The sequence below is a fragment of the Trichodesmium erythraeum IMS101 genome (genome assembly GCF_000014265.1).
Taxonomy (GTDB): domain Bacteria; phylum Cyanobacteriota; class Cyanobacteriia; order Cyanobacteriales; family Microcoleaceae; genus Trichodesmium; species Trichodesmium erythraeum.
On the sequence record NC_008312.1, the window covers coordinates 5,419,776 to 5,435,569 of the forward strand.

13 protein-coding genes and 1 riboswitch are annotated in these 15,794 nt (G+C 32.3%); of the genes, 6 read left to right on the forward strand and 7 right to left on the reverse strand.

Going from position 1 to position 15,794, the window contains the following annotated elements; genetic code table 11:
- Positions 1 to 92: 92 nt before the first annotated feature.
- Positions 93 to 461, reverse strand: coding sequence for a metal-sensing transcriptional repressor (locus TERY_RS16885; protein WP_011612948.1), 369 nt, complete (start codon positions 459 to 461; stop codon positions 93 to 95).
- Positions 462 to 537: 76 nt separating this feature from the next.
- On the opposite strand from TERY_RS16885, the gene TERY_RS16890 reads away from it, so the two are divergent.
- A complete protein-coding gene (locus TERY_RS16890) occupies positions 538 to 1,752 on the forward strand; it encodes an HhoA/HhoB/HtrA family serine endopeptidase (protein ID WP_011612949.1) in 1,215 nt (404 codons plus the stop codon).
- Between the two features lie 246 nt (positions 1,753 to 1,998).
- Entirely contained in the window at positions 1,999 to 2,250 is a 252-nt protein-coding gene (locus TERY_RS35265) for a hypothetical protein (RefSeq protein WP_011612950.1), read from the forward strand.
- Between the two features lie 307 nt (positions 2,251 to 2,557).
- Here TERY_RS35265 and TERY_RS16900 read toward each other — a convergent pair whose 3' ends face one another.
- Positions 2,558 to 3,415: a DUF6816 family protein gene (locus TERY_RS16900; protein ID WP_011612951.1), complete on the reverse strand. Its 858-nt coding sequence runs from the start codon at positions 3,413 to 3,415 to the stop codon at positions 2,558 to 2,560.
- A 653-nt stretch (positions 3,416 to 4,068) separates the two neighbouring features.
- The gene (locus TERY_RS33365) at positions 4,069 to 4,254 is read right to left on the reverse strand and encodes a hypothetical protein (RefSeq protein ID WP_155994466.1); all 186 of its coding nucleotides are present in this window, start codon (positions 4,252 to 4,254) and stop codon (positions 4,069 to 4,071) included.
- A 154-nt stretch (positions 4,255 to 4,408) separates the two neighbouring features.
- Between TERY_RS33365 and TERY_RS33370 the strand changes: the two genes are divergently transcribed.
- On the forward strand, positions 4,409 to 4,561 hold the full coding sequence (locus TERY_RS33370; protein ID WP_155994467.1) for a hypothetical protein: 153 nt from the start codon (positions 4,409 to 4,411) through the stop codon (positions 4,559 to 4,561).
- 189 nt (positions 4,562 to 4,750) lie between these two features.
- Here TERY_RS33370 and TERY_RS33375 read toward each other — a convergent pair whose 3' ends face one another.
- Positions 4,751 to 5,101 (reverse strand): hypothetical protein, encoded by a 351-nt coding sequence (locus tag TERY_RS33375; protein WP_155994468.1) that lies wholly within the window; start codon positions 5,099 to 5,101, stop codon positions 4,751 to 4,753.
- Positions 5,102 to 5,207: 106 nt separating this feature from the next.
- Positions 5,208 to 5,395: riboswitch (cyclic di-AMP (ydaO/yuaA leader) on the reverse strand.
- Positions 5,396 to 6,713: 1,318 nt separating this feature from the next.
- On the opposite strand from TERY_RS33375, the gene TERY_RS16910 reads away from it, so the two are divergent.
- Positions 6,714 to 6,947: a hypothetical protein gene (locus tag TERY_RS16910; RefSeq protein WP_011612952.1), complete on the forward strand. Its 234-nt coding sequence runs from the start codon at positions 6,714 to 6,716 to the stop codon at positions 6,945 to 6,947.
- Positions 6,948 to 7,119: 172 nt separating this feature from the next.
- Here TERY_RS16910 and TERY_RS16915 read toward each other — a convergent pair whose 3' ends face one another.
- The gene (locus tag TERY_RS16915; protein WP_011612953.1) at positions 7,120 to 7,626 is read right to left on the reverse strand and encodes a pentapeptide repeat-containing protein; all 507 of its coding nucleotides are present in this window, start codon (positions 7,624 to 7,626) and stop codon (positions 7,120 to 7,122) included.
- A gap of 216 nt (positions 7,627 to 7,842) precedes the next feature.
- Here TERY_RS16915 and serS point away from each other — a divergent pair, with 216 nt between their 5' ends.
- Both serS and TERY_RS25620 read left to right on the forward strand, forming a co-directional pair.
- Entirely contained in the window at positions 7,843 to 9,120 is a 1,278-nt protein-coding gene (gene serS, locus TERY_RS16920; RefSeq protein WP_011612954.1) for a serine--tRNA ligase, read from the forward strand.
- A gap of 831 nt (positions 9,121 to 9,951) precedes the next feature.
- On the forward strand, positions 9,952 to 12,360 hold the full coding sequence (locus TERY_RS25620; RefSeq protein WP_011612955.1) for an SUMF1/EgtB/PvdO family nonheme iron enzyme: 2,409 nt from the start codon (positions 9,952 to 9,954) through the stop codon (positions 12,358 to 12,360).
- 650 nt (positions 12,361 to 13,010) lie between these two features.
- Here the strand turns inward: TERY_RS25620 and TERY_RS16930 are convergent.
- Together TERY_RS16930 and TERY_RS16935 are read right to left on the reverse strand one after the other, a co-directional pair.
- Positions 13,011 to 14,222: an aminotransferase class I/II-fold pyridoxal phosphate-dependent enzyme gene (locus TERY_RS16930; RefSeq protein WP_011612956.1), complete on the reverse strand. Its 1,212-nt coding sequence runs from the start codon at positions 14,220 to 14,222 to the stop codon at positions 13,011 to 13,013.
- Between the two features lie 325 nt (positions 14,223 to 14,547).
- The gene (locus TERY_RS16935) at positions 14,548 to 15,399 is read right to left on the reverse strand and encodes an alpha/beta fold hydrolase (RefSeq protein ID WP_011612957.1); all 852 of its coding nucleotides are present in this window, start codon (positions 15,397 to 15,399) and stop codon (positions 14,548 to 14,550) included.
- Between the last annotated feature and the right edge of the window lie 395 nt (positions 15,400 to 15,794).

Genomic DNA, 15,794 nt, shown 5'->3' on the forward strand with positions numbered 1-15,794 from the left:
ATATATTTATCTAACTATAATTATTGATAAATTTAGTGATTAGTATTTATAAGTTATTCTAGAACTATGGATAGAATTTAAGTGAAAATAATTTAGGGTAAAAATCTATCTAAAGCCGACTTTAAAGCAGCAATTTCAACATCAATATCTCCATCTTGATTTGCCCGAACAATACAATCAGATAAATGATTATCTAAAACTATACGAGCTACTCGGTCTAAAGCACCACGAACTGCAGCTATTTGTATTAAAACATCAGGACAAGCCCGATGATCTTTGATCATAGTTTTAATCCCTCTAACGTGCCCTTCAATTCTCGATAATCTATTTATCAGACGTTTCAGAGATTCTTCACTGTGAACATGAGGATGAGCAGAAGAATGATGGTGATCTTCAGAAATTATATCTTTCTCAAGTGTATGACTACCAATCTGTTTTTTTTGTTTGTTAGATATCACCATAAACTTATTTATATTATAATAATATATTGTTAACTATATTATAACACCAAACTTAACACATTCAAATGTGAATACTATGAAATTGTTAAATTTTTGTCGAATAAGTACCAAAATTAAGGCTCAAATATTGTCCATTTTTATAGCTTTGAGTTTTATATTTGCTTGTTTCTCAGCAGTACCAGCAATGGCAGATTCTAAAGTATTTAACGGGTTATCAAATACTCAATTAGTAGCATTACAAACTATACCAGAAAATATCAAGACTAGAAATAGTAATAGCTTTGTCACAGAAGCAGTAAATAAAGTTGATTTAGCTGTAGTTAGAATTGACACAGAAAGACTAGTTACCCGTCCCAATAATAATTTTTTTGAAGACCCATTTTTTGATCGTTTCTTTGATGAAAACTTAAGGATTCAACCACCTTCAAAAGAATTGTTAAGAGGTCAAGGTTCCGGTTTTATTGTTGACTCGAAAGGCATAATTTTAACCAATGCTCATGTAGTCAATAAAGCTGACAAAGTTACTGTAACTTTAAATGATGGTAGACAATTTATTGGGGAAGTAAAAGGAACAGATGAAATTACAGATTTAGCAGTAGTTAAAGTTGATACAAAAGATGAGATTTTACCAGTAGCAATTTTAGGTGATTCTAATTTAATACAAGTAGGAGATTGGGCAATAGCAGTAGGAAATCCTCTAGGATTTAATAACACTGTTACTTTAGGAATTATTAGTACTTTAAAACGTCCTAGTTCAGCAATAGGAATTCCTGATAAGAGACTAGATTTTATTCAAACTGACGCAGCAATTAACCCAGGAAATTCCGGGGGTCCGTTGTTGAATGATAGGGGTGAAGTAATTGGAATTAATACTGCAATTAGAGCTGATGCTATGGGTATTGGTTTTGCTATTCCTATAAATAAAGCTAAAGAAATTAAAGATATATTAGTTCGTGGAGAACAAGTACCTCATCCTTTTATTGGCATTCAGATGATTACTCTAAATCCAGAAATTGCTAAAGAAAATAATAGTGACCCCAATTCTGTTTTAATTTTGCCAGAAGTAAAAGGAGTTTTAGTAACGAGAATATTGCCTGGTACTCCAGCGGAAAAATCAGGGATGCGCATAGGAGATGTAATTATAGAAATTGACAATCAATCAGTATTTAGTGCTGAACAGTTACAGAGAAAAGTTGAAAATAGTGGTGTAGGTGAAAAATTGCTATTCAAAGTTATGCGAAATAACAGAGAAAAAGAACTATTTGTTGTTAGCGGACAAATGAATTATTAGACATTTTTAGAAAAGAGGGTGTAGGAACTGTAGGGATAAAATATGACCATATAGGTAGAATTCACTGTTTATACTCCCTCACCGAACCACACCTCCCAAACTAACTCCCACGATAGGTTTTACTAGAATAAAATAGTATTTATTAGTAGTGGAAAATAATTGATTATTTCTGTACGATAATTAATTTTATTTTTTATTCTTGGAGATATTTATTAACAGAATAAATGCTAATAAATAATTTAATCAATGGTAAGCATAGGGCATTTAGCTATTGCTTTTGGTTCGCCATCAATGCTTGATTATAAAGCTTTTCAGAATGACCTCATATATTATCAACAAAACATTGTAGAAACACTCCATCAAACTTACCTACTTCAGAAAGAAATAGGGATAAAAACTATGAATAAAAATCCCACTATTGAAACCATCTACAAAGTCTGCTTATGTATTACTGAACCCTTCCTTGTCAACAATTCAATATTGGCAACAATTTGGTGATTGTATTGGACAAATAGGTGAATTAACTTCTCCTATGGCTAACAATTTATATAGAGTAAATTCTAACTTAAGCTCTATTCGACTCTATCACCAATATGTCGAGAGCGCGGATCTTTTACCAATATTTAGATAAAATATTATTTGAACATAGTTAATAATTCAGCAGCAACAAAAATTACAGACATTGTTGATAGTGAAAACTCATAAAGTCTGGAACCATTAGATGAACTTTTCAGATTAGAGAATGGCAAAAAAATCCTTAACTGAACTGAACTGTATTACCCTAAATTAGGAATTTTTATAAGTTTTATTGAACAGCAGATAATCTTAATTGATAACGATACAATGCTACAGGGTGATTTGCTACTAAAAAATAATTAGGATCTTGAGGAGATAAATAAATTGCTGTTATCTGATTTGCCTCAATTATTTCTCCTTGATATTCATCAATAATATGATGATAATCTGTAGTTGTTTCTACCTCATTTAAATAAATCATTTTCTCCCCCTGAAATAACTGTTGAGTTATTTCACAGGTAATAAAATTATCTGGGTTTAATTGTTCGCTAGCGCGACTAGTAATAATTGAAACTAACTCTAAATTATCTGCTAAAATAGTTGTCTGACGATTAGGATTATATTGGTTGATTTTAACAGATAAAATGGCATCATCACCTAAAAATGCTTTGCCAATATTCAACCCATTAAATTCTCGGTCAGCGATAACTGCTTCTGGAGGTAAATCTAATTTTTCAATTTTGTTATTATTAATCACAGAAGACCAAGATGTAGGAAAATTTATTAATTTTTGTTCCGATATTTCTTTGGTATTTAAGCTTGATTTAAGCTTAATAAATTTAACTTGAAAATTTACTGGTTGATACAAATATTGACGATTTTTTTCAAAACCTGGTGTAATAATTTTTGGAGCTAATGGAGCGACCATATCTATTAAAGTACTTTCTACATTCCAATTTCCTGCCATCCAGTCTGGATAAATTAAATCTGTTTTAGGAGCACTAATTAATGGTTTATTTTCCCAGTTAGGAAAATTACCGATTCTCTCAGCAAGGTTTTCTGCTGCTGCATCATTAATCCAAAGTAAAACAATTGTAATTAAGCTCAAATTCAAGATTACTTGCCAAAAATTTTGGTTATTTTTCATAATAGGGATTAGGGAGTAGGTAGTAGAGAGTAGTTAGGGAAGTTACATACAACGTCCCGATTAGTAATTATGTTCAAGTTTTAGGTTTTAGGTTTTAGGTTTTAGGTTGAAAAATTAATTGATAAAATTTTACTGTAAAATTAATTTATTTTGCTCACACTTTTGAATCTCAATAACTTTTGAGTTCAATCATTTTTTTTTATCTTATAATTTCTGCTGTTAACCTGAAAGCTTAAAGCACCAAACCTACTAAAATTTAATATATAAATGAGTGCTAATAGTCAGTTAATAACTCATAGCTGATAGCTAAATTTTTACTCAAAATTAATTTTACTTATACTCCGGTACTTAATGGTTGCCAATTAATCTTTAAACATTTACTTTTCATAAAATATTTATTTTAACTATTAGTCAAGGAACTACTGCTGAGAGTAACAATGTTTTGGTAAAAATACAACAAAAAAATATCGAAGGTTGGAGAGAAGCTTCACCATTTTCAGTAGGAGAAAAACTATCACCTACTACAACTATATAGCAAGCTATACAATAAGTTATCTATGCTCTAGAAAAGTTTAATTCTCTTGAGCAGAAACAAATTGAGCAAGTCTTAACAGAATTACAAATACTATCAGCATCCTTAGCAGTTATTGATATTACCTTGCATGACTGGGTAGGAAAAAAATAGGGTGGCCTTTATGGCGACTTTGGAGATTAGAAAGCGATCGCATTGTTCCCAGCCCAGTTACTATTGGTATCAGTATCCCCGAAATTGCTAAATAGGGAGTGCGAAACTGACTAAAATTTATTGATGTGCGGATGTTAAAAGTTAAATTAGGCACTCCTGAAAGTATTGAAGCATATCAAGCAATGTTAATAGCACTTCAAGAGAAAGCAACCCTCATATACAGTATTATACGTAGATGTAAATGGAGGCTGGAGTTTGGAAGATGCTGTAAAAATTTGTGACTGGTTGGCGACAGTTGAGGTTGTTTTGTGGAACAACCATTACCTGCTGTCTGCGCAATGAAAGATTTACTTTATCTGTCTCAGCGATCGCTATTAGCCATTTTTCTCAATGAAAGTTGTTTGACTACCAGAGATATTCGTCATTTTGGAAAAAAATATTACGTGACAAGGTTTTTTTAATTATAAAGCTACAATTCTATTTGATACTTAATTTAAGATTTAACCCTATCCCTATCTTCCCTGCACCTCCTGCACCTTATCTCCCGAAAATGATATTTATTTCAAACAAATGCAGTAAAATAAACAGTCTAAGCACTGATGATATCACTTCTTACTTGAGAGCACCTATTACAATTTAGATAGTCAATACTAAACAGATACATAGGTTTTCTCAAATTTCGGAACAACTTCAGGAACAGACAAGTTACTTATACAGTGATTTATTGTGCAGCAATTCCAGAAAGCTTGCGCCACTTCTAAGTATTCTCTTAAAACCTTAGAAACACTTATAACTGTGTTGATAACTGTTGGTAAACAAGGACTAGGTATAGATGTTGTGAAAAAGGTATTAACGATAGACCACAATATGATTGTCCAAAGAAATCCTAATACCGACAATAAAATTAAGTCCAGCGCAGCAAAGCAACATACAACTTCTTTAGGTATTGAAATAACTATAGCAAGCCTTGCAAAAAGGGAATTATTCAGTTTTTCTGCCATTTTTCTATATCGTCAGAGTCAATTTATTAAACGCAACCAATCAGACCTATACAAACTAAGGATTTTGAATCGACAATCTGTCTAATTGTTATAGAAAGTTGACTCTTCATTCTCCTCTCAATGCCTACGAAGTTAGCTGACGGGCTAGGGCTGAGAGATGCCCTTCTCTACATCTTTAAATTTATTAATCTTAGATAAAGACTTTTATTCAGAGATAAGCCCCTAATTTTTGGTTCCTCCGCTCTAGCAGCACCTTTGCTGTGCTTTTATGGCCAGATTAGGCTGACTGTTTTTATCTTAATATTATTTTAACTTCTTGAGCACAACTTTGTCAACTTTTAACTTCCGAGAAAGGGTATAATAGATATTTTAAGTTGACTTCCATTACTAATTAAATTAGAATTATATACTAAGTCAAAAGTTAAATTATTGTCCTGACTAAGGAATAAGAATTTCAGAATCTCCTGAGAATTATGTATACTAGTAGTAGGACACAGCTTAATTTTGAGGGTTAGATTTTAGGGCTGGTTTATTTCCAGTAAGTAGACTTCTCCAAAAATGCAGATTTGGAGACGGCGAGGTAAGGGCTTAAAAACCTTTCGGAGGAGATATCTAATAGAGTCATTGAGTGTGGGAAATTTTCAAATCCTCAAAAGCTTACTATATAAGAATTTCAGGATTTTATGATTTTAAATGTCGGTAAATCTTAATTGATAAGGTTTTTAGTCATTTTCTTCCTTAATTCCCAACAACAATTTAAACTAGAATTTGCTTCTGGTAAAAATGGTAAAACCTTGACATAAGTAATAATTATAGATATAAAAGAATTGCTCTGCATAGTTTGAGCTTTGTTAGTCAACTACTAAACCTGACAACCCTAAAAATGTAGGCTTTTATAGAAGGAAGTGAAGCCTAACACACCTCTCCCCCTAACTTGATTGTGCTGGGGTTACTCTAAGGGTATTTTGCTACATTTTAAGGCATATTATATATTAATCACACAATCTTATATGTTTCAGTCTACTACTATACTATTTCCAAATAATATGCCACATCTATTTATGTAATATTTAGTCTATTAATTTATCTATTAATTTTAAGTTACAAGTTTGGGCGACCTGGTTATTTTATGCTTTTGAGTGTAAATTGAGGTAATGCCGTAACCGATGAATTTTCTATAGCCTTGGATAAAATCTCATGATTATATGATTTATCGTGGTCTTTATTTTTTGACTAGGGCTTACCAAAAAAGCAAGACCAAAGACCTTATTAAATATTTTGCTGACCCTCAAAATCAATAGTTAGGAATTATTAAATAGCAGAGCAGCGAAAACAAAATGTTAAATTAATTAACGCACCTTTTCTTGAGCTTCAACTAGGAGCTGACCAATTTTTTTTCAAGAATGTTCTCCAGCCCTATTTACAAAAGACTTACAAGCTTAACTTGTCACTAATACTATCTAAGTCACTCTTTCTATTTAAAATCAAACAGTCATTGTGATTATGATCATTAAATATTGTAATTATGATCCCTTATTGTTTTAAGTTTATATCACCATGTAATAATAAATTATCAATGATAATATAAATGTAGAATATAAAGATAATTGTTATGTATATAGAACCTCCTATTCATCTATTACCATTTGCATTAGGAGACCTTTTTGCTAATGCTAATTCCACAGGATATATTACTTTGGCTGACCGTTATGGATTAATGGCAGCTATATTTGATGATTCTTTGGCAGAAGACGAAAAGCTTTCAGTTAACCGGCTACTTCGATCTATTTGTAAAGGACGTATTAAAGTAATTGATGAAATTTCTGTGATTTCTTCTTTTACTTAGAATTAAGCTGTTGAGTATTTCAATTATATATATTCAATTTTTGTCAAAGGGAATAAGCAATAGCCAAAAAACAACAGAAAATATAAAATAAACATGACTTTTAGCTTATACCTAAAAAATTAGTAAATTTTTACACTTTTACACTAATTAAGTTATTGAACATTGATTTTGATTAACAATTTTTGATTTTACCATTAGGTAAAGTAGCGTCACAAAAATCAGTCTGGTCTAATTTAGCTTCATTAAGATTTGCATTATATAAATTAGCTCCATTTAACTTGGCCTGCTTAAGATATGCTTGGTATAAGTCAGCCCAAGATAAGTCAGCATCTCTGAGATTAGCCAGTCGCATAGTTGTACTGTGCATAATTGCACCTGATAAATTAGCTCCTGCTAAATTTGCCTCAATTAAATTTGCACTGCTTAAAATTGCTCCTCGCAAGTTAGTATTTTTTAAGTTAGCTTTTTGTAAATTAGCTCCTAGTAAGTTTGCTTCACTTAAATCAGCTTCGCTTAAGTCAGCTTCCCTCAAATCACAACTAGGACATTCATAAGTAGATAATAAACGCTGAATAGTTTTGATCCGTTCCATAGAATTAGACTTAGACTGAGCAAATACTGGAATTGTTAACCAAAATACTGTTAATAATGTAGTTGTCAATGGATATACAAATCTCATATTTTACTGTTGGGAAAATTAATAAAATTATAATTAGACCTTAAGATTCATTATCATATCATAAAATTTAGATCGAAAAAAAAATTTTTGGTGAAGAAAAATAATTTGATTCAATTTTTGGAAATTTACAACGGCAGAATATCACTTATACTTTAAAATCGTATTTCTCAGAGTCATTCTGTTAAATGGGACAAGTTAAGGGTATAGGGAAAAACGATGTTAGACATTAGACAAATTAGAGAAAATCCACAAATAGTACAAGAATTACTCAAGCGTCGTGGAGAGTATGACTTACAGCCAATTATAGAGTTGGATGAAAAACAGCGACAACTAGAAACAGAGCGATCGCAACTCCAAGCTCGTAGTAACCAAGTCGGCAAACAAGTAGGGGAAAAAATTAAATCAGGTAGTGACCCTAAAGGTACAGAAATTAAAGCCTTAAAAGAAGAGGGGAACAAAGTCAAAGCTAAACTCAGTGAACTAGAACCTGAAGAAAAAGAACTAAAGGCTAAAATAGAAGCTTTACTCTTACCTCTCCCTAATTTACCTAGTGAGTCTACACCTATAGGAAAAAGTGAAGCAGAAAATATAGAAGTTAAACGGTGGGGTGATGAATACATTCCTCAAAATCCTAAAATTATACCTCATTATGAAATAGGAGAAAAACTAGGCATTATGGACTTTGAGCGAGGAGTAAAAATTGCTCAAAGTCGTTTTGTTGCTTTGATGGGAGCAGGTGCAGCATTAGAACGAGCCATTATTCAATTTATGCTTAAGCGTCATATTCAAGTTGGTTATGTTGAGGTTATGGCGCCACTATTAGTCAATAGTCAGTCTTTGACTGCTACAGGTCAACTACCAAAATTTGCGGAGGAAAGTTTTAAGTGTGCTGCAGATGACCTTTGGTTAATACCTACCTCGGAAGTTTCAACTATGAATCTTTATCGGGATGAAATTCTGAGTGCCGAACAACTACCTATTTATCATTGTGCTTTTACTCCCTGTTTTCGCCGAGAAGCTGGGGCTTATGGCAAAGATACTAGAGGACTCATCCGACTACATCAATTTAATAAGGTGGAGATGGTAAAAATTGTACATCCTGAGACCTCTGAAGAGGAACATCAAAAATTGGTGGCAGATGCAGAAGCTATTTTGCAAGCACTGAAGTTACCTTATAGAATTTTAGAGTTGTGTAGTGGAGATTTAGGTTTTTCTGCAGCTAAGTGTTATGATTTAGAAGTTTGGTTACCATCATCAGGAACTTATCGGGAAATTTCTAGTTGTTCTAATGTGAAAGATTTTCAGGCACGTCGGGCGAATATTAGATTTAAGGAAAGAAATAAAAAGGGTACTCAATATGTTCACGCTCTGAATGGTTCGGGTTTAGCGGTCGGGAGAACTATGGCAGCTATTTTGGAAAATTATCAGCAGGTTGATGGTAGTGTGAAAGTTCCGGAGGTTTTGCAACCTTATATGGGGCGTGAGTTTTTGTAGTTGTGGTTGAGTAGGGTGCGCTGCTGAAGTTAAAAGTTATAGCGAACTTCATCTCACTCAAGTACATTGTTAGGTATCTTCAGAAAAGGTTTTCTTGCCTCTTGCCTGGCTATTCTAAAATCGGTATTTTTGTAAAGGTCTCTTTGTGGGTAAGATACCTATACTGTAGATATGTTGATAGCAGGCAAGATGCCCGCAAAGAACGAGGTTTAAACTTTAACAGCTAATTAAAGCTGATTAAAAATATAGTACTATGTATTTAGAGGACGGGCATTGGTAAATCCTGTTGGCGGAGTATTTCCGTAGTCAAAATTCAGTTAGAGAAATACTTTTGACTTTTCTCCTTGGGGGTTAGTGGGGGTCTGGGGTAGTTGACTTTTCACTTTTGATTTGCATTTAGTGCTATACTAAGTTAAATATTGAGATGCTAGCAACTATTTACCTCCTATCCTATCTACCACTTTTACAAAGTTTTGGTTAAGCTAGCTGACTACAACAAAAGATTAAGTATCAACCAAAAAAAAGTAATGGTTGTGCTGCTTACAGGAATTGATAAATCCCAATAATTATTGTTCATATTGTTGATATAGAAAGCAAAGAAAGAAGAAATCATAGCACTGATTATTCCTATTTTTATACTTTTTTTTCTAAACATATATTCCAAGTAAAAGCGACAAGAAAAAGCTCGTAAAAGTTACATTTAAAGTTACTTTACTTCATATTCTGGTTGGGTTAAGGATTATTAGCGGAGCTTATCTGTAGGAGCAACCCAATATTTCTTAAACTGTTTGAGCTTCAAAAAAATTCATAATTATCAGAAGGAAAAAAATTATGGCTGTACCTTTACTTCCATTTGTTACTACTACCGGAGCTGCCGTATGGAATAGCTGTGTTAATGCCTTTAATTTGGCATTCGGTAGAACTATGCCAAAAAATTTAGAAGGACAACAACTAGCTCATCAAAAAGAATTACAAGAAAAACAAATAGTTGCTCAATTTGAGATTAAATATATGCGTACTATATCTCAGATTAAGTTACAACACAATCATCCAGAATTTCAACAAAGACTCGAAGTTGCTCGTAAAGAATTTCAAGCTAAAATTGCTGAGTACCAATACCAAAAAAATCGGCAACTTCAAGATTTTATTAAAATAGTAAATATGCAAATAGCTAATAGTAACAAAGAATTTAAAACCTGGCTATTTAAACAACAAAAAAAAGTCCAAATTGAACTATCTCAATATAATCGAGAAACCCAATATTTGAACGCAGCATATCAACGGGAAATTGCCCTAGAAATCAAAGAATTAGAAAACTGGCCGCTCAAAAATTATCCCTGGCAAATACTCCAATATCATCAAGACAGAAATCCTATTCCTATACAAATAATACTTGCACCTCCAGAGGTAAATTATGATCGTTTTCAGAGTATCAATTCAACTTCTAAACCAGAATTTCCTCAAGTAGAAAAACGTCTTTCTCAATACTTAAAAAACTTCCTACAAAAATATTATCCTGTAGAAAACCAACAAAGACCAACGGAGCTAATAGACCATGCTTGGGAGAGTAATCGTTTTGCTGGAGGTAGCGCGGTAAAAACTATATTTAGTCGGTTAAAGTCGGAACCAATAGTATTAATAGAATCAGAAGTAGATGGAGGATTTATTAATATTCAACTTGCCTATTGGAGTGGTGGGCAAGAAGTTTCTCCTTTCTACAAAACTATAATTTCTCATTTGCATTATCCGAAAATTATCTATGCATTTGCTATTCAACGTGCCTTACATTGGGAAGCAAATGTTAAACAGAAACTCCTGGCACAAGGGGTAAATGAACAAGAAATAGATCAAGAATATGGAGGAGATAATCTGTTAAATTTGCAGATTTACAGAAAATATGAACAAGACAAACTAGCTGGAATAGAGTTTGAACGTCAATACAAAACTAATCAGGAGGATTTTGACAAGTTATCAGCTTTGTTGGGAGCATATCATAATATTATTGTTGCTCTATTTACTGATATCCATTACTTAATTCATACTAATTTATCACCTAAATTGCCAGAGTTATTGGCAGAGCTAGAAACAGAGTTTTCGGTGGATAAACGTCTGGGAGAAGACTTATTTAAAATGGTGGTTGAAAGTTATATTGGCAGTCTCAGAGCGATGGAACAAGACCGCTCTGAGTTAGTACCAGAATTTGCTGTTGATATTGCTCTTGGTTTGGCTCGTTTATCTAATCCTATTTGGGCAGAACAAATGTTAGATTTTGCTTTAGAGTCTTGGCTAAATTCCCGCTATCTTTTCCCTAAGAACGGCAAAGAAAAATTTGATCTAGTTACTGAAAATTTACTACCTCTGGATCAGGAATTTATGACTAAAGTTAATCGCTGCATGGTTGATTTGGCTGAAGATAAAAAGGAGAGCCTATCTGATAATGTTACTAACAGCATTACTGAAGTTCCTATTCTGGAAATTCCCCCGAAAGCCCTGGAACTTCCTAGCCAAAAAATTGAAGACTTGGGCAATGGTATTGAGTTGGAAATGATTTATGTTCCTGGGGGAAGTTTTCTAATGGGATCGCCGAAAGATGAAGAGGCAAGAAATTCTAATGAAAGTCCACAACATGAAGTAATTCTTCAAGCCTTTTATATGAGTAAATATCCTATTACTCAAAATCAGTATCAAGCTATTATGGGAAATAATCCTTCTAGTTTTGAAGGAGAAAGTCGTCCAGTAGAATATGTGAACTGGTATGATGCTACGGAGTTTTGTCAAAAACTATCATCAAAAACTGGGGACGTTTATGTGCTGCCGAGTGAGAGTCAGTGGGAATATGCCTGTCGTGCTGGTACAGTTACTCCTTTCTATTTTCAAGATACTATAACGTCTGAGTTAGTTAACTATAATGCTAACCATCCTTATGGCGATGCTCCTAAAGGAGAATATCGGCAAGAAACAACTGATGTAGGAATTTTTCCACCTAATGCATTTGGTTTATACGATATGCACGGCAATATCTCGGAATGGTGTCAGGATGTTTGGCATAATAGTTACAAGGGAGCGCCTATCGACGGAAGTGCTTGGGAAAGTGGGCGAAGCAATAGTTATCGACTGCTCCGTGGTGGTAACTGGTCTGACGGTTCTAGGTATTGCCGGAGTGCTGGGCGTGTTTATGCCCATGCCGATATCCGTAGTAATGGTAAGGGTTTTCGAATTATCTTGTCGCTCAAAAGTTAAAAGTTAAGTAGGTTTAACTTTTCAGGGGTGTAAAGTTTCTGTTAAGAGATGATGTGGGCATTGGAGCTAACTCATGAGAAAGAGATAGTAAGGCTATTTAATTCTAAAGTTTTGCGATCGCTATTACTACGGAAGTTGAAGGCAGTTTGCTGTCTTTTTTTTCTGAGTTTGAGTGTCTCATCTTAAATAAAAATTGAGCTATGGCTTATTATGAAAAGCTTTTAGATATTTAACCAGATTAGGGATGGGGTTAAGTGCCCTAGTTAAGGGAATGAAAGAAGTAGATTTCAGTTATAGGTTTTAGGCAAGTATATTATGTATAGTACTAAGTAATATAGGTGATCGCATATCTAAGAGTGGGCGATCGCTTCAAATTTATAGCATAATTAAATTTGCCTAAAAACAGTTGATTTATTAGCACAAATTACTTTTAAGATTCAGGGTAATTTTAATTTTTTGTGTTTTTTTTCACTCCTGCAATTTCTTGATTCACAAGTTGATTAATAGTTTTTTCAAGATATTTTTTTATTTATATTATAGCACTTTTCATAAGTATAAACCACATAGTAATATTATTTATCAATTTTTTTTTACATTTTCTTTAGCTAGGAACTATGATTCTTTAAAATAATGTAATTTTAATTGTTAATTTAGGTCATAATTGCTTGTTCTCTAGCTAATTTAAATTTTGGCAATGCTTGAGTAAGCATATCTTTATTTGCTGTCAAAGATATCCGAAAATAACCAGGAATTTCTTGGGGAGTTCCTGGCAAAACAAATACTCCATAGTTAGTTAATAATTCGGCAAAAGCACAGTCATCTTTATAAGGAGATTTTACTAATAAGAAGAAGGTTCCCTGTGGTACGTTTACTTCATATCCAATTTTCTGTAATTCTTGAATTATCCAATCCCTTTTATCTTGTAAATGTTTAATATTTAGTTTTAAATTTTCCAAATCTTCTAAGGCATATTGCATTAGGGCACTAGGAAAACACCAACCAAAATATAAGGTTTGTAATCGACCAATTAAATTTCTGATCTGTTCACGTTCTGGCATAGTTTCAGGAAGAGCAATATAACCTATTCTTTGACCAGGAGCTATCCAAGTCTTGCTATAACTATATACTAAAAAAGAAAGGGGATAAAATTGTGTCGGACTCGGGCAATTTTGATGATTAAAAACAACACGACTAAATGTTTCATCAGAAATTAAATAAATTGGTTTGCCATAATTTTTAGAAGCTTCAGTTAATAAATTACCTAAATTCTCTAATGTTTTTTCAGATAATATTTTACCTGTTGGATTATGAGGGGAATTAATTAGAATAGCGCGAGTTCTTTCTGTAATAGAATTTGCGATTTTTTCTAGGTCTAAATCAAAGGTTTTAGCCATGACTGGAATGCCCACAGATTTAGCACCTACTGCATTAATCATTCCGCGATAGCCTAACCAGGGAGGAAGATTAATAATCACTTCATCCCCTTCTTGAACTAATAGTTTTAAACATATTGCTAAACCGATAACTGTACCATTTGTCATAAAAATATCATCAGGTAAAATAGATATTCCTCTATGTTTTTTTAGTGCCTGAGAGACAATTTTTCTAGTTTCAGGTAAATTCATTTTATAGCCATAATACCCTATTTTACTCGCTATTGCATTCTTTTGTAAAGCTTCAACAAATCCAGGTAAAGGCATTTCATGAGAATCTCCCAAAATTAAATTAATATTACCTGCTTCGTTTATTCGACTCATATAAGTTGCTGTTCTATAGAATTTGCTCATTGGTGTTTCATGTTCTATTGTTTTGAGTAATTTAGGTGCAATAAAATGGGATTTTGATTGTTTTTGTTTGTTCATTTTGAAGTAGATAAAAATTAATTACAATAGAATTAAATGGTTGAAAGTAGATATGATTACTATACCTATTTATTCCTAGATCTTGATGATTTAAATATTAAAGCGTTTACAGATAAAGTTAAATGCATTGTTGGAGTGAAAAAAAGTACAATCCTTTGAATGATAATGACTAAAAAATCAGGATTTTTTGCAGAATAATTGTTAAAAAGTTAAGGGCAAATATATCTGAATATTTCTTTTATAATTCCCTGTTCCTTTTAACTTCTAATTTTTTTTTAATCTCTACCTCCTAAAAATATTTTTTTAGTTATCCCTAAATATTATATCAAATGCTTTCTAAAAATTCTGCTACTTTCTGATTAAATTTTTCTGGTTCTACCAAAAATACCCAATGATTTCCAGGAATTTTTTCTATTTTTAATTTCCTTAAATATTTAGCATAAGGTTTCATTTGTCGATTGTTTTTATTGACGCCTTTTTCTGGTTGAATAAATAAGGTTGGTACATCAATATATTCTGTTAAACCAGGAACTTTCATCACTTCCTCAAAAATTTCATTCCTAGCAGAAATAACAAATTTACTTCCCCACTTTCCATTAGTTTTTTTCTCAAGACTTTCCCGAAAAACTATCTGTTGAATTTTACTCCAACCCCTATACTTTCCTAACTCTTTTGCCTGAGTTTCTGCCTCAGTAAAACTATTAAATGGACCCATGCCTTTAAGAGTTTCTAAGGTTCTATAAAGAATAGGAAAAGTAACTTTAAGTAATCCAGGCATTTTCCCAATAAAAACTGGGTCTACTAAAATCATACTTTTAAATATTTCTGGATTTTTTTTTGCCCAAATACAAGCTAATTTTCCTGTCCAAGAATGACCTAAAATATTAGCTGAGGACCAGTTTAAATTCTCCATTAATGCTTCTAAATCGGTAATTGTTTTCTCAAAACTATAACCACTTTCTGGTTTTCCACTTTCTCCATGACCGCGCATATCTGGGGCAACAATATGATATTTATCTGCTAAATATTCTCCTAAGTTTAGCCAGACTAAAGCTGAATCTGCTAAACCATGTAATAATAAAAGTGGTTGTTTTTTATCCTGATTTTCTTTTGGCTGCCATTCTAGATAAGAGAGTTGAATCTCGGATAAATTTAATTTTTTACGAGTATAAACCATAATCAAATATGAGGATTAAATATTTAGCAAGATAATATTATAGCAAATTTATTACTTCTTTAGCTCTGGTATTTGGCTTGCTTTTATCTGATTGAGATTAAATTTGCTATATAATATAAATATTATTTTAGGGTTTAATTAAAAAAACAGTTGATTCGATTATTTGTTTTGTTTTATGGTGGTATTAGTAACAATTATAGTCTCTTTTATGAGGATTTTTTTCTCTACTTCGGATGGTTAAATAAATATTTAAACCATGATTTTAGTGATAGTTTATATCGGCAATAGCAATTCTCATATCAAAATTTAAGTATTGTTTTAAGGGAAGGTTTAAACTTTTATAAAATCATTTTTTATTGCATATTTTTGCAAATTAATATGGCAGTTTTAGTAAA

Coding starts and splice junctions, on each gene's coding strand:
- TERY_RS16890 (WP_011612949.1), top strand. CDS start 538: ATGAAATTGTTAAATTTTTGTCGAATAAGTACCAAAATTAAGGCTCAA.
- TERY_RS16900 (WP_011612951.1), bottom strand. CDS start 3,415: ATGAAAAATAACCAAAATTTTTGGCAAGTAATCTTGAATTTGAGCTTA.
- TERY_RS16930 (WP_011612956.1), bottom strand. CDS start 14,222: ATGAACAAACAAAAACAATCAAAATCCCATTTTATTGCACCTAAATTA.
- serS (WP_011612954.1), top strand. CDS start 7,843: ATGTTAGACATTAGACAAATTAGAGAAAATCCACAAATAGTACAAGAA.
- TERY_RS33375 (WP_155994468.1), bottom strand. CDS start 5,101: ATGGCAGAAAAACTGAATAATTCCCTTTTTGCAAGGCTTGCTATAGTT.
- TERY_RS16935 (WP_011612957.1), bottom strand. CDS start 15,399: ATGGTTTATACTCGTAAAAAATTAAATTTATCCGAGATTCAACTCTCT.
- TERY_RS16915 (WP_011612953.1), bottom strand. CDS start 7,626: ATGAGATTTGTATATCCATTGACAACTACATTATTAACAGTATTTTGG.
- TERY_RS35265 (WP_011612950.1), top strand. CDS start 1,999: ATGGTAAGCATAGGGCATTTAGCTATTGCTTTTGGTTCGCCATCAATG.
- TERY_RS25620 (WP_011612955.1), top strand. CDS start 9,952: ATGGCTGTACCTTTACTTCCATTTGTTACTACTACCGGAGCTGCCGTA.
- TERY_RS16885 (WP_011612948.1), bottom strand. CDS start 461: ATGGTGATATCTAACAAACAAAAAAAACAGATTGGTAGTCATACACTT.
- TERY_RS16910 (WP_011612952.1), top strand. CDS start 6,714: ATGTATATAGAACCTCCTATTCATCTATTACCATTTGCATTAGGAGAC.